This is a genomic window from Paenibacillus mendelii (assembly GCF_024498075.1).
Lineage (GTDB): Bacteria > Bacillota > Bacilli > Paenibacillales > Paenibacillaceae > Paenibacillus_Z > Paenibacillus_Z mendelii.
The window spans coordinates 119,209-133,746 of sequence record NZ_JANHOF010000008.1 but is presented as its reverse complement, the minus strand read 5'-3'; the positions used below and the strand labels follow the sequence as shown (position 1 = coordinate 133,746).

Here is a 14,538-nt window from a genome sequence, read left to right as displayed (position 1 = left end):
TATTTGTGTATATCAACATCGAAGTGGCGATCAAATTTTTATATGTTCTCATTATTTTGAATCTTGTATTTGCCGTCGTGGTTTATGCCATGAAATTCAAAAGCATGAAAAGAACCAGAATGGAACGCAGGTTTGAGGTCAAAATCAAAGATTATTTCACCTATGTCCTAGTCAATATCGAAGGAAAAGAACCGCCACATGCACCGCCGTTTTCATTGAACAGAGTAGAACAAGAAGTGATGCAAGAACGCTTGAATGATATGATCGAAAACTTTACCGGCACGCCTCGCGAAAATTGCATGGAGCTCTGCCAACGCTTGGGACTGGTACAATATCATCTGGACCGTTTGAACAAAGGTTCTTATTCTGTGAAAATCGATGCGGCGTATCACTTAGGCTGCATGAGAGTTCAGGAAGCCGTTCCGGCTTTACTCAAGCTTCTCCAAACGCATAAACGGAATTCTTCCCTCTTTGTCATCGCCCGTTCGATTGCGAAATGCGCTCGCGATGAACAGGATGTCAAGGATATGGTGGAGATTCTTCTGAGACATAACAAAGGATTTTATGATTTGCTTGTAGACATGATTAAAGAAGCGGATATCGACCATGGGGCTCTGTTTGCCGAATTCATTCAACGGAAAAGCAATGAATTTATTCAAATCGGTTTGTGCGGATTGAAAGACTATACTCAGCCGACGGTGGCATCAGCTGTCTATCGTCTCATCGATTCTCCGGACAGAACCATTCAATATAAAGCCGTGGAAATCTATTTGAAATCGGTCCACTTTATACCTAGAAACGTCGTTCAAAAGCTGCTTCAGCATCCGATGGATGAAGTGCGTGTCCTCACGGTTCAAGCGATCGCCGATCTGAAACTGGTTGCTTATATCGATGTCATGAGAGACGCATTATTGGATGAAAGCAAGCGAGTATCCGATGCCAGTGCGAGAGGGTTATTGCTTCTTGGAGAAGAAGGAATAGCCAAATTGTGCGGAGTCACCGCAGAAGTAAGAGGGTCTGAGCAAGGGGGATACCTCCAAATGCTTATTGAGGAAGAAATTAAATCTCTTTCGATGCAGCTCCATGACCTTGATCAACTAACACGATATAATTCGCTCGCTTACCATTACGAAAAAACGCTCGGCAAGAACAAGCGGATCTATCGTGTTGTGTAGCTTATAGGTTTAGGAGGAAACAAAGAATGAGGATGCTGGATTATTATTTCGAACAAGCAATGGACTTCTTACGCGACTTTTTATTGGGATACGGCTACTTCGCCATGTATTATGCATTGATTATTACGTTCATTTATTTCCTGATCTTCGCTCTATCGATTCGTCATACTTACCCTCTTCAAAGAGGGATACAATATAATCGCATGCAGAAGCTATCCGGTTCTGAGCACGTACCGCCTGTGTCATTATTAGTCCCGGCGTATAACGAAGAATTAATGATTAAAGAAAATGTGCGATCCTTATTGGCCTTGAACTACCCGGAATATGAGGTCATCGTCGTTAATGACGGCTCAAAGGACGATACAGCCAAAATCATGATCGAAGAGTTTCAACTGAAAGAAATCAAGCCTTTTGTTACCAATCATATTAAAACGGAAAAGGTCAGAGGCTATTATCACAATCCTGAATATCCGAACTTGTATTTCATCGATAAAGAGAATGGAGGGAAAGCGGACTCCTTGAATGCAGGGATTAACCTTTCTCGTTATCCTTTGATTTCTACGATCGATGCGGATTCACTTTTGGAAAAGGATGCTCTGACAAGAATCGCCAGAGTGTATATGGAAAACCCCGAAGATACCGTGGCGGTCGGCGGAAATGTCCGAATCGTTAACAGTTGTACGGTAGAAGACGGGATGGTCAAAAACATCAGATTCCCCAAAAAAATGTGGCCTGCTCTCCAGAACGTAGAGTATAGCAAAGCTTTCTTAGGGGGGCGGATCGGCTGGAGCTCCATTAACGGATTGATCATTGTATCTGGCGCCTTCGGCGTCTTTCAAAAGGATAAAGTCATTGCCGTAGGCGGTTACCGTGGCGGATACCCTGGGGAAGACATGAATATCGTCATCAAGCTGCATCGTTATTGCCTGGAGAACAACATACCTTATCATGTCGCTTTTTGTCCGGATGCCGTTTGTTGGACACAAGCGCCGGATACGTACCGGATTCTAAGCAGCCAACGGATGCGTTGGGGCCGCGGTAACTTGAAAAACATGATCGAAGAAGGAATCCATATGATATTCCGCCCCCGGTACAAAGTGTTCGGGTTTTTAACACTGCCTTATAACATCCTGTTTGAAACCTTAAATCCTTACTTCCGCTTGAGCGGTTTAATCGCCATGATCGGTTACTGGCTGCTCAATATGGCGGATTGGAAAACAGTCGTTGTCTTCATGCTGGTGAACTTCTTCTCCTGCTTCATTCTTAGCCTTGGCGCTTTATTTATCGAGGAAAAAGCTTTTAGTCGTTATCCTAAACTGAGTGACCTCCATAAAATGATGCTCTATTCTGTCCTTATGTTTTTCGGTTATCGTCAAGTTGGCGTGCTGTGGAGATTCTTGGGACACATTGACTACTTCCGCAACAATAATTCGTGGGGAACGATGGTCAGGACCAATTTCAATAAATAGTACCACGTATATAGATTAAAGGAGTGGAGAATATGGCCGTTGTGCTTCGCAACAGCATTCAGGAAATCACGCTGCAGCTTCTACAATTCATTCATTCGGCGATCAAGAAGAGCGCTTCGTGCGGAGTCATTATGGCTCCTTGCGCGAACATGAACCAAAAAACGCTCGATCAGGCGAAAATGCTTATGAGCCAAAACGATGCCACTCAATCGGTCCACTTGTTCTATGACGTTCCGAATCAGGTTCTGTGCGCTGTTTTAGACTGCGGGACCTTAGGCAGTACCCATTATGCGTCTCTGGTATTAAAAGATTTTCTCCAAAATCAGCATCTGCTGCAAGGTCAATTAATTGTATCTAGCTTCCCGGAGAACGGAAACCCGACTGAGTCTGCGGTCGCGAAATTCATTCTACAGGCGATCCAGAGCAAAGGGAACGAAGGAGACATTCACTTCTATACGGAGGCCAATGCTGCGACGTCCGTACTTATTGCCGATACCGACGATGTCGTTCGCGAATTCATCAAGATCCGGCTGGAGTTAAAGGGGTATCGCGTATATGAGGCCAAGGATGGACAAGAGGCCTACAATATATTCGTTCGCGTATTGCCGGATCTCGTCATTACCGAATTGAATTTGCCTATCATGGATGGATACCAACTCATCCGCCAGATTCAGCGCAATGATTCGAATGAAGGCAAGGTGATCGTGTTGACGGACAAGCAGCTCACGGGAGACATGAGTCGCGCTTATGAGTCAGGGGCTTCCGACTACGTGACCAAGCCGCTTTCGATCTCTGAATTGGAATGGAAAATTAAGAGATTGACTACCAACCATTAAAATTGCGAATTCGAGGAGCGGATCTAACATGCATTACAACATTTTAAAAGAAAATCTGCAGAATAAAACGGCGAAGGTGGGCGTCGTTGGTCTGGGGTATGTAGGATTGCCGTTAGCGATGGAAATGGTGAAAGGCGGTTTTACCGTTTATGGCATTGATTCGGATAACCGTAAAGTAGAGTCCCTTCTTGATGGAGAGTCCTATATTCAAGATGTGCCAGGTTCTGGGGTGGCCGATGCCGTGGGCAGCGGGAAATTTGTACCGACGAACCGATACGAAACCATTCGGGAATTGGATACGATCAGCATTTGCGTACCGACTCCACTCAGCGAGAACCAAGATCCGGACACTTCCTTTATCGTGAGCGTTGTTAATGAGATCAAGAAATATATCAGGAAAGGAACCTTGATCGTCCTTGAAAGCACGACGTATCCTGGAACGACGGAAGAATTAATTCAATTTGAGCTTGAGGCTTTGGGATTAACGGCAGGCCGGGATTTCTTCCTATGCTTCTCTCCGGAGCGCGTGGACCCGGGTAATCCCAACTACAATACGTACAATACGCCCAAGGTCATTGGGGGAACCACCGAGAAATGCAAAGAGCTGGGGGTAACGCTTTACAACAACGTGGTCAAAACCGTCGTTCCGGTTTCTTCTCCTAAGGTAGCGGAGATGTCAAAGCTGCTTGAAAATACGTTTCGCAGCGTCAATATCGCTTTCGTCAACGAATTGGCCATGATGTGCGATCGAATGGCAATCGACGTGTGGGAAGTCATTCGAGCTGCTTCTACGAAACCGTTCGGATTCATGCCCTTTTATCCGGGGCCGGGAATCGGCGGTCACTGCATTCCGCTGGATCCGATGTATTTGTCTTGGAAAGCCAAAGAATTCCGTTTCTATAGCAAGTTTATCGAATTGGCCCAATCCATTAACGATAATATGCCGGAATATGTGTTGAACAAAACGGCTCAAGTCTTAAATGTATATGCGAAATCGATCCGCAACTCGAAAGTATTGCTGTTAGGCATGTCCTATAAGCCGGATATCGACGATCTGCGTGAATCCCCCGGCTTGGAAATCTATGAATTGTTCAAAAAAAGCGGAGCGAAGGTCGAATATTACGATCCGTATGCGACTTCGTTCAAAGACGAGCATGGCCACATCGTTCATTCGGTAAAATACGATCCGGTTGCACTTTCGGAGTACGATTGCATGGTGTTGATCACCAATCACCGAAGCTTCAGCTATCATGAGTTAGCGGAGATGGGCGTTCCGATTATTGATACGCGTAATGCTTTTGCAGATATCAAGTCGGATAACATTCACAAGCTGGGAACCGGAATCAATCAACAAGATGTGAAAGTTCTTGTCGGTGCTTAAGTTCGAATCTCCAAGAAAGGTGCCATCTCTTAAAATCATCATGATCGCCTTGCTATCCTGCATGGCGGTCGCAACGGTTCTTATGCTGAAATGGGGATTCGAAGATCCGCCTGTTAAAGCAACCTGGGTATGGGATACAACGGATTTGATGAAAGACAAGGACACCATACTCGCTTTTGCCCAGGAGCAAGGCGTGAACGTGATCTTCCTGCACATCGACCGCTCAAAAGACTTTGAACCGTATCGGGCCTTCGTCGAGGAAGCACACGGATCAGGTATTGAAGTCGAGGCGTTGGGAGGAGATCCGAGCTGGGGATTAACCGGTTATCGAGAGGAAATCGCTTCCTTTATCGAATGGATTGAAGATTATCAACGTGCTGCAGGTGGAGAAGCCGCATTTGACGGCATACACGTGGACATTGAACCCTATCTGCTGAAGGAATGGGAAGAGGATCAAGACGATGTCGTACGCCAATGGACGGGGAATATGAAATATTTGGTCAAGAAGGTGAAGCAGGGCGTATCCTTGCGGATATCGGCCGATCTTCCTTTCTGGATCCATAAGATTCCTGACCGCCAAAGCGGGAGCTTAGGCGCTTGGATGATCGAGCAGCTCGACCGCGTCGTGCTCATGGATTACCGGAATTTCGCCATCGGAAAGAACGGCATTATTGACAATGCTCTGCCGATGGTTAGAGAAGGAACGAAAGCAGGGAAGCCTGTTATCATCGGTCTGGAAACGGCCCCTACGGATGAAGGGGAGCACACCACTTTTCACGGACAGGGCACCTCCAGCTTGCATCGGCAAATGCGGTTGAGCCATATTTTCATGCGGTGGTATTCCGGCTATCAAGGCTTTTCCATCCATGACTACACAAGCTGGAAAGAAGTCTCGGAATCGTAAGAGAGAAGAAAATGAACGAGAGAGAAATCAATCCAGCCTGCAATTATAGATGGAAGGGACGATACGAATGGGGAAATATTTTGGTACGGATGGGGTACGAGGCGTTGCAAACGGGAAGCTAAGTCCTGAATTGGTATTTCGATTAGGCCGATTTGGCGGATATGTGCTGACTCGGAATAAGCAAGGGAACCGCCCTCAAATCGTAATAGGACGGGATACCCGCATTTCAGGAGAAATGCTTGAAGCGGCTCTTGTTGCCGGTTTATTATCGATCGGTGCGGATGTTATACGTTTAGGAGTCATCTCTACGCCAGGCGTGGCGTACTTGACGAAATTAAGGGGAGCGGATGCAGGGGTGATGATTTCCGCTTCTCATAACCCTGTGGAGGATAACGGGATTAAATTTTTTGGAGGCGACGGATTTAAGCTATCGGATGAAATGGAAGCGGAGATTGAATCGCTCCTTGATACGGATGAAGATCAAATTCCTCGCCCGATTGGTGCCGATGTGGGTGCGGTACAGGACGATCCCGAAGGTGGACAAGCCTATATCGCTTATTTAAAGTCCACGGTTAATAATCGTTTCGAAGGGCTCAAAGTGGTCGTGGATTGTGCCAATGGGGCGGTTTCGATGCTCGCACCCCAGCTTTTCCGCGATTTGGGTGCGGAGACGGTTGTACTGGCCCATCAACCGGACGGGTTGAATATTAACAAAGACTGCGGCTCTACGCACCCTGAAGCGGTTCAGCAGGCTGTTTTGGAACATCGGGCCCATTTGGGCCTTTCCTTCGACGGGGATGCGGATCGGCTCATTGCCGTCGATGAGAAGGGAACGATCGTTGATGGGGACCACATCCTTTTTATCCTGGCCGAATTCATGAAGAATAATGATCGGTTGAATAACAATACGGTGGTCTCTACCGTGATGAGCAACCTGGGCTTCTATAAGGCGCTGGAGAAAAACGGAGTGAAGGCCAAACAAACCAAAGTCGGGGATCGCTATGTATTGGAGGAAATGGTACAAGGCGGATATAACCTGGGCGGGGAACAGTCAGGTCATATCGTGATGCTGGACTATAATACGACTGGAGACGGCATGCTGTGCGCGATCCAGTTGATGGATGTGATGAAGTCCGTATCCGAGCCTCTAAGCGGGCTTGCCGGGTGCATGGCCAAATACCCGCAGCTGCTGGTGAATGTTCAAGTAGAGGACAAGTCGAGGCTGGCAGGGAATCCAAAAATCGAAGAAGCCATCCGATCCGTAGAGAATAAGATGGGCGGGAGCGGAAGAGTGCTGGTTCGCCCTTCAGGCACGGAATCGATTGTGCGAGTCATGGCAGAGGGCCCGAATGAGCAAGAGCTTGCAAGCTTTGTAGATCTTATTGTCGATGTCATTAAGGAAGAATTGGTATTCAATCTGGTTTAATCGAACTAATTGTAATCAGCCACTTGAATTGACGGAGTAATCGGAACCGCCAATGACGGTGGCTTTTTACTTAACCCTGAGGTGGTATGAAATGAATAAATGGCTATCTTGTATTTTGATTATAGCCCTAAGCGCTGTTATCTTCGTGCCCGCAGTTCTTGCTGCTTCCCAAGTCCAAGTCGTCGTGGATGGGCAGATGGTGGCTTTCCCGGATGAACCTCCGTATGTCGACCACAAATCCAACCGTACGATGGTACCGGCAAGATTCGTATCCGAAAAACTGGGTGCAAAGTTAAACTGGAACGGAAAATTAAACCAAGTGACTTTTTCGTTTAAAGATAAAACGATCATCTTGACGATCGGCCGAAACCATGCGCAAGTGAATGGTAAGGCGGTGACTTTCGATACGCCGGCGGTGGTCAAAAATAGCCGTACGATGGTTCCGCTTCGTTTTATCAGCGAAATCTTTCGAGCTCAAGTGGAGTGGAATGCGGAGCGCAATCTGGCCGTCGTAACAACTTCATCGAAAATTCCCAAAGGAACGTGGATTTGGGATAGCAGCATAATCGAAAAGGATCGAGATAAAATAATAAGCTTTGCAAGCGATCATGATGTGACGGCCATTTACCTTCAGATTAATAGGGATATGGACCCTAAGGTGTATCAAGATTTTATTCGAAGCGCCAAAGGAAAACAAATCAGAGTGGAGGCTCTGGCGGGCCGTCCCGAATGGGCTTTTAAGAAGAACCAGGACCAAATGAATACATTTATAACATGGACCCTGCAATACAATGCGTCCGTTGGACCCAAAGAACGCTTTGATGGCCTGCATTTTGATATTGAACCTTATCTCTTAACCGAATGGAAAACAAATAATAAGATGATTCTTGATGAATGGATACATAATTTGAGGTTTATAGAAAATAAAACGAAAGGAAGCGGCTTGAAGGTCACGTTAGATGTCCCTTATTGGATTAATAGCGTTAAGGTACCGGGCACCGAATATAGCTTTAGCGCATGGTTATTGGAGAAGTTCGACGGCCTGGTGATCATGGATTATCGCAATCATGCATTAGGGAAGAATGGGATCGTCGATAATGCCATTGCAATATTGAGAGAAGCGTCCACTCTTAATAAGCAAGTGATCGTTGCAGTGGAAACCGCTAAAAATACAGAAAGCGATCGCACTTCGTTTTATTCCAAGCGTGTAGATTTCATGGAACAAGAGCTGCGAACCGCCCATCAAAAACTTTCTCAACATGCCAGTTATGCTGGAATGGCTATTCACGACTACAAAAGTTGGACCGCAATGGGCGGGAAGTAGAAAAGGTCGTATACCGTGGGACACAGGAGTGGGGGCTGATAGGCCAAGCGCCAGCAATGCTTACTTGTCACGGCAAGCCTCTGCGGGCAGTGCCAAAAGGAGATCCCTCTTGGACAAGAGCCATGTACCAAGCTCTTGCCCAAGAGGGATCTCATACTTGTTAGGAAGCGCTGGGGACGTGATCAGGCTTTACTTTCCTTACATGGACACTTTGGCGGCCGTCCACGCTCACAGGCACATCGCCGTTTATGGTGACCCTGCGCACGACGCGATGCTGATCGCCGTAATCGAGGACGCCGTAATGTTGTGTGGCGCGGTTATCCCAGATGGCAATGTCGCCGACGGACCATCTCCAGCGCACGGTATTTTCAATTTGCGTGATATGGTTTTGTAAGAGAGAAAACAGTTGAGCAGAGTCGACTGCAGAGAGACCGATAATCTTTTTGACAAAATGACCAAGCACCAACGTACGCTCGCCAGTCTCGGGATGTACCCGGACGAGCGGATGCTCCGCTTCAATTACAGACGATACAAAGCCGCCATCCTGATAACGGGCCGGGTCCTTGTCAGTCGCCTCCAGATTATGCCGGGCTGCATAGTCAAAGTCATTGGTATGCAGCGCCCAGAGCCGATCGACAAGGCTCCGCAATTCCGCGGGGAGATTCTGATAGGCGGCTGCCGTGTTCGCCCACACGGTGTCTCCGCCTGCCGCCGGAATGACAACGCCTCGCAAGATGGAATACTTCGGATAGGCCACATCGAAGGTGACATCGGTATGCCAGGAGTTTGTGCCGCCGCCTCTGGAGGAATCAAGCTCCAGCAAGTATTGCGTTCCCTTTTTGGAATGGACCGTCGGATGAGGCACGGGCTCTCCCAGCAGGCTGGCAAACGCCTCTTGACCAGCGTCATCCAGATGAGTTTGAGCACGGAAAAAAACGACTTTGTATTTCAGTATAGCTTCCCGAATGATAGCAAGCTCCGATTCCTCCAGATCCGCCGAAAGGCGTACCCCGCTTATTTCCGCACCGATTCTGCCGGCTATGGGATGAATCTCAATGCCCTTGACCGTATCGTTATACACGTTCTCCTCGCTCATATTGCTTCCTCCTTGTTGGGTCCTTATGACCCGTGTGATAGGGGTGAACATACGCCTGCAGATTCCGCCTTAATACGGCCGGTCTCCGCGAATTGCGACTCGTTCAGCGACGCGCCGGTGAGGGTAATAGTCCGATATGGCATAGTGCTGAGTGGCCCGATTATCCCAGAAGGCAACGGAGTTCGGCTCCCAATGGAAGCGCACCTGATATTCGGGAATGAGAAACTGATTAAACAAAACCTGAAGCAGCTGCTCGCTTTCCTCCGGCTCAAGGCCGATGATGTATGAGGTGAAATCAGAATTGACAAATAGCGTTTTGCGGCCTGTCTCAGGATGAGTTCGTACGACCGGATGTATGGCTGCCGGAAATTCCTGCTGTTTAACAGCCAATTGCTCCGGCGACAAACGCCGGCCGAAATTATGGGTGAAATCATGAACGGCTTGGAGACCGTCGATACGCGCCTTGATTTCATCGGGCAGGTTATCGTAAGCGGCCGCCGCATCGACCCAGAGCGTATCGCCGCCAAGCGGAGGAACTTCGATCAATCGCAGTACGGCTCCAAGCGCAGGCGTAAGCCGCCAAGACACATCGGAATGCCAGTTGTTTGCCCCGCCCCTCCTTCGCTCGTCGGAGGTGAACCGGACGACATCCTGGGTATCGCCCGGGGGGAGAAACGGGTGAGTCTCAAGCTCTCCCCAAAGCAGGGCGAAGTCCCGCTGCTGCTTACTGGTGATCGCTTGATCGCGGAAAAAAATCACTTTCCATTCCAGAAGCGCCCTGTTCAGCTCGCTCTGCAGCTCGGGTGAGACAGGCCGACTCAAGTCGACACCTGTGATTTCTGCCCCGATGATCGGGCCGAGCGGCTTGACGTTGAACAGCGTATAAGGCTGTTCCTCTTGATTGTCCGGCAAACGCCGCAATTGATAGGTGCGATGGATGCCTCGCTCAGGCGTTTGAAGCGGTCTGTCTGTTGCAGGAATAGTTTCGGTCAATTGACAAGCTCCTTTCATACCAAGAATTTAGGCTTCAATAGGTCTTGGTGTTTCTAGAGAACTAGTCAACACACGTATATACATTATTCCAATTAGAATACTTGGAAATGATGTGGTAATGTAATCATAAGGATGAACAAAACGCTTTGTCAAGAGCGAAAATGGTTTCACCACAAAATAATTATTAGGATTGACAGGACATTTTTCTGTTGATACGATGGTAATCATTAATCCTATGAGAATAGTGAGGATTAAAGTGGTTGTCTACCGGTTAACTGGAGACACATGCAGCTTTACAGCTGCCTGTGTCTCTTTTTGTTTGGAATGAACGGATAGGGCTGTCTACCGGAAAGCTGGAGACGCAGATGCAACTTAAAGTTGCCTGTGTCTCTTTTCTTTTTGTCATTACATGTATAGACGGGAGGGTGAAATCGAAAGATGTCGCTGATTAATGAACAGCAGCTTAAGTTGTCATCTGCAGAATTTCATGCATCAACAAGGAGCGGGAAGAAATCGGCGTGGGTAATTATTTGGCGTCAACGCTACTTATATTTCATGCTGCTTCCGGTAATGGTTTATTATGCTTTATTTCACTATTTGCCCCTGTACGGTGCCACAATCGCGTTTAAGGATTTCAATATTATGAAAGGAATATTAGGCAGTCCATGGGCGGGGTTCAAGCACTTCGAGTACTTATTCGCTTTGGATAAATTTTGGGAGGTGATCGGAAACACACTCATTATCAGCTTTTCCAGACTACTCGTCGGTTTCCCGTTTCCTTTGATTGTCGCGCTGCTCTTAAACGAGGTGAGACTTGCGGTATTTAAGAAGAGTGTGCAGACCATTATCTACCTTCCGCATTTCATCTCGTGGGTGATATTGGGCGGGCTCATGTACAATGTGTTGTCGTTAGATGACGGCGCGGTTAACAACTTGATCCAATCGCTTGGCGGCGAAGCCATTGGATTCATGACCGATGAGAAGTACTTCCGCTTCACGATGGTGTTGTCGATGGTATGGAAGGAGTTCGGCTGGAATTCCATCATCTTCATGGCTGCATTAGCCGGCGTAAATCCGCAGTTGTACGAAGCCGCTACGATAGACGGGGCTAACCGCTGGCAAAAAATAGGGTCGATTACGCTTCCGTGCATCCGCAATACGATCGCCATCCTGCTGATTCTTAGACTCGGCAGCATTATGGAAGCCGGGTTTGAACAAATATTCGTCTTGTACCATCCGGGCGTTTATTCGGTTGCGGATATCATCGACACTTATGTGTACCGAATAGGTCTGGCGGAGGGCCGCTTTAGTCTCGCTGCCGCGATTGGGTTGTTTAAGTCATTAATCAATTTTATTTTACTGGTGATTGCCAATAAATTGACCAGAATGATGGGGGAAAATGGCGTTTATTAACGAGGAGGGTAGCGCAGTGAGGCTAAAATGGCGGTCAGGACTTACATTCGAAGTGTTCAACTATTCGTTTCTCGCATTTCTGGCTTTCATTACGTTGTATCCCTTTTGGGATTCGTTCATTGTTTCCATTATCCCAATGGGAGAATATCTAAGTGCGAATGTACATCTTTATCCCAAGAGTGTGACGTTCGAAGCCTACTCTTATTTATTGTCCATGAAGGAATTGTGGAATTCGTACGGAGTTACCTTGTTCATAACCGTCTTAGGTACCTTGATCAATATGCTGCTTACGATCATGGCGGCCTATGCGTTGTCCGTGCAGGAATTAAAAGGCTACAGGGTCATGATGTTCTTTATCGTGTTTACGATGCTGTTCAGCGGAGGCGTGATTCCTACTTATATCATTATTAAGGATTTAGGACTGATTGACTCGCTGTGGGCGCTGATGATTCCAAGCGCGATCAATACGTACAATTTGATTGTATTACGAAGCTTCTTTCAATCGATTCCTAAAGAGCTGGAGCAGTCCGCCAAGATAGATGGATGTAACGAGATGGGTGTCTTGTTCCGGATCGTGATTCCTTTGTCTCTTCCCGGCATCGCAACGATTACTTTATTTTACGCGGTTGCCCATTGGAATGAGTTTTTTAATGCCATCTTTTATATTTCGGACAAAAATCTTTACCCGCTTCAGCTGTTTCTGCGAGGCATGTTGTTTGAGAATGAATCCACTTACTCAGGTGGTGGAGACAGCCCTTACCTGTTAGGGCCGGCGATCAAGATGGCTGCGCTTATGGTCGCGACAATTCCGATCCTGCTCATCTATCCGTTCTTCCAAAAGTATTTCGCTAAGGGGGCGATGCTTGGCGCTGTGAAAGAATGAAGCTCGATACTGGATTTTAAGGTGTAGACGGTATCCTATCATGGAGGGGAATGCAAGATGAGAAATAGAATTCAGCTTATTTCCACGGTTGTATTAATTTCAATCTTTACGCTGTTGTTATCTGCCTGCGGAAACGATAAAGCGAATGAGAATCAGACGAACAATACGCAAGCGAGCAGCAATCAGACGGCACAAAATGGGGGAAAACAATCGAAAGCGGAAGAGCCTTACGAATTGACCTATTTGACCATCGGCGACCAGGCAGCAAAACCGCTGCAGCCGAATGACCGTATCATTGCTGAAATTAACAAGCGGCTTAACATTAAATTAACCGTAAAAATCGTGCCCGAAGGCTCCGCTGAAAAAATCAATGCCGCCTTCGCCACAGGGGATTTCCCGGATGTCGTATCGACCTATTTTCCTTCGAATTCCGTGTCCCAGTGGATTGATGAAGGCATTCTCATTCCTCTGAACGAGTATATCGACGATTTGCCTACATTTAAGCAGGATATCGAAGAGCTTAATCTGCAGTGGACGGCTGTCGACGGCAAATATTACGGCTATCCTTTTATAAGCGGCATAAACAAATCGAACTATTTGGTGCAATATCGTGGAGACTGGCTTGAGAAGCTGGGTATTAATCCGCCTGAAACCTTGGACGATTTCTACCATGCGCTCAAAGCCGTAGCAAACAAAGATACGTATGGCTTCACAACGAATAAACCGAAAGCCGGCGATCAATTCAATGCCTTCAACTTTGTGTTCTTCGCTTATGGTCTGCCATACGGTGACTATGCACTTGACGACAAGGATAATGTCGTTCCTATTTTTGAACACCCCGCATTTAAACAGGGAATGGAATACTTGCGGAAGCTTTGGGATGAGAAACTGATCGATCCGGAATTTATGGCCATTGACCGCCCGACCAAAGAGCAAAAGTTCTTTCAAGGTAAAGCCGGATTTACGGAAGGCCCGCTATTCAGACACGTGAATCGGATCGAAAGCGGCGTTCAGAAGGTAGACCCGGCTGCGAAGCTGGCCTGGATCTCACCTCCTGCAGGGCCGGATGGTAAACGCGGCATGGCGCAAAAACCGAAAACCGGGATATTGACGTCTGTAACAACGGCAGCCAAAAACCCGCAGAAAGCAGCGGAGTTTATCGAATTTCTGCTTTCCCGCGAAGGCAAGGATCTGCTTGAGCTTGGAATTGAAGGGCTTCACTATACGAAAGATGGCGAAACCATCCATTACATGGAAGCGGAACGTGCCAAAGACGGATTTGCCGAGAACGGCTGGGCCCATCCGCTGGCGTGGGGCAACGTAACATGGCCGATTGACGATGACTACTTGCCGCAAACCGAGCCGGCAAGAGATCGTGCGGTGCAATCGGTTCAACAAGCTTCGCAGTATTTCGTGCCCAATTTAGTGGAAAGAAGAACTGCGGAGGAAATCGAGCTGGGATCGATCGTCAACGATATTTACAACCAGTATTTCTTGAATCTTGTGAACGGAAAGCTGGATATTGATAAAGGGATCGCTGAACTGAGCAAGAAGTGGAGACAACAAGGCGGAGACAAAATACTGAATGCCGTTAATGAAGCTTATAAGAACAGTAAGTCATAACCAAAAGGGGGTCGT

General features: G+C 47.4%; 12 protein-coding genes. 10 read left to right on the top strand and 2 right to left on the bottom strand.

Going from position 1 to position 14,538, the window contains the following annotated elements:
- Window positions 1-5 precede the first annotated feature (5 nt).
- The 7 genes from NNL21_RS22905 to NNL21_RS22875 all read left to right on the top strand — a co-directional run bounded on the left by NNL21_RS22905 (window position 6) and on the right by NNL21_RS22875 (window position 8,515).
- Window positions 6-1,175, top strand: a complete 1,170-nt coding sequence (locus tag NNL21_RS22905) for a HEAT repeat domain-containing protein (protein ID WP_204821658.1) — start codon at window positions 6-8, stop codon at window positions 1,173-1,175.
- A 26-nt stretch (window positions 1,176-1,201) separates the two neighbouring features.
- Complete coding sequence (locus NNL21_RS22900) at window positions 1,202-2,644, top strand: glycosyltransferase family 2 protein (protein ID WP_204821659.1); 1,443 nt, start codon at window positions 1,202-1,204, stop codon at window positions 2,642-2,644.
- Between the two features lie 32 nt (window positions 2,645-2,676).
- Complete coding sequence (locus NNL21_RS22895) at window positions 2,677-3,480, top strand: response regulator transcription factor (protein WP_204821660.1); 804 nt, start codon at window positions 2,677-2,679, stop codon at window positions 3,478-3,480.
- 28 nt (window positions 3,481-3,508) lie between these two features.
- Window positions 3,509-4,861: a nucleotide sugar dehydrogenase gene (locus tag NNL21_RS22890; RefSeq protein ID WP_204821661.1), complete on the top strand. Its 1,353-nt coding sequence runs from the start codon at window positions 3,509-3,511 to the stop codon at window positions 4,859-4,861.
- Window positions 4,848-5,765 (top strand): SGNH/GDSL hydrolase family protein, encoded by a 918-nt coding sequence (locus NNL21_RS22885; RefSeq protein WP_204821662.1) that lies wholly within the window; start codon window positions 4,848-4,850, stop codon window positions 5,763-5,765. The genes NNL21_RS22890 and NNL21_RS22885 overlap by 14 nt, the downstream gene beginning before the upstream one ends.
- 67 nt (window positions 5,766-5,832) lie before the next feature.
- On the top strand, window positions 5,833-7,191 hold the full coding sequence (gene glmM / locus NNL21_RS22880) for a phosphoglucosamine mutase (protein WP_204821663.1): 1,359 nt from the start codon (window positions 5,833-5,835) through the stop codon (window positions 7,189-7,191).
- Window positions 7,192-7,282: 91 nt separating this feature from the next.
- Window positions 7,283-8,515, top strand: coding sequence for a copper amine oxidase N-terminal domain-containing protein (locus NNL21_RS22875; RefSeq protein WP_204821664.1), 1,233 nt, complete (start codon window positions 7,283-7,285; stop codon window positions 8,513-8,515).
- A gap of 160 nt (window positions 8,516-8,675) precedes the next feature.
- Here NNL21_RS22875 and NNL21_RS22870 read toward each other — a convergent pair whose 3' ends face one another.
- Window positions 8,676-9,611 (bottom strand): TauD/TfdA dioxygenase family protein, encoded by a 936-nt coding sequence (locus tag NNL21_RS22870; protein WP_204821665.1) that lies wholly within the window; start codon window positions 9,609-9,611, stop codon window positions 8,676-8,678.
- Window positions 9,612-9,680: 69 nt separating this feature from the next.
- Window positions 9,681-10,604, bottom strand: a complete 924-nt coding sequence (locus NNL21_RS22865) for a TauD/TfdA dioxygenase family protein (RefSeq protein ID WP_305880922.1) — start codon at window positions 10,602-10,604, stop codon at window positions 9,681-9,683.
- Between the two features lie 438 nt (window positions 10,605-11,042).
- Here NNL21_RS22865 and NNL21_RS22860 point away from each other — a divergent pair, with 438 nt between their 5' ends.
- From NNL21_RS22860 to NNL21_RS22850, 3 genes are read left to right on the top strand one after another with little or no spacing between them, the layout of a single operon-like run.
- Window positions 11,043-12,017: an ABC transporter permease gene (locus NNL21_RS22860; protein ID WP_204821667.1), complete on the top strand. Its 975-nt coding sequence runs from the start codon at window positions 11,043-11,045 to the stop codon at window positions 12,015-12,017.
- A gap of 16 nt (window positions 12,018-12,033) precedes the next feature.
- Window positions 12,034-12,900, top strand: coding sequence for a carbohydrate ABC transporter permease (locus tag NNL21_RS22855; protein WP_256555413.1), 867 nt, complete (start codon window positions 12,034-12,036; stop codon window positions 12,898-12,900).
- Between the two features lie 57 nt (window positions 12,901-12,957).
- Window positions 12,958-14,523, top strand: coding sequence for an extracellular solute-binding protein (locus NNL21_RS22850; protein WP_204821669.1), 1,566 nt, complete (start codon window positions 12,958-12,960; stop codon window positions 14,521-14,523).
- Window positions 14,524-14,538 lie beyond the last annotated feature (15 nt).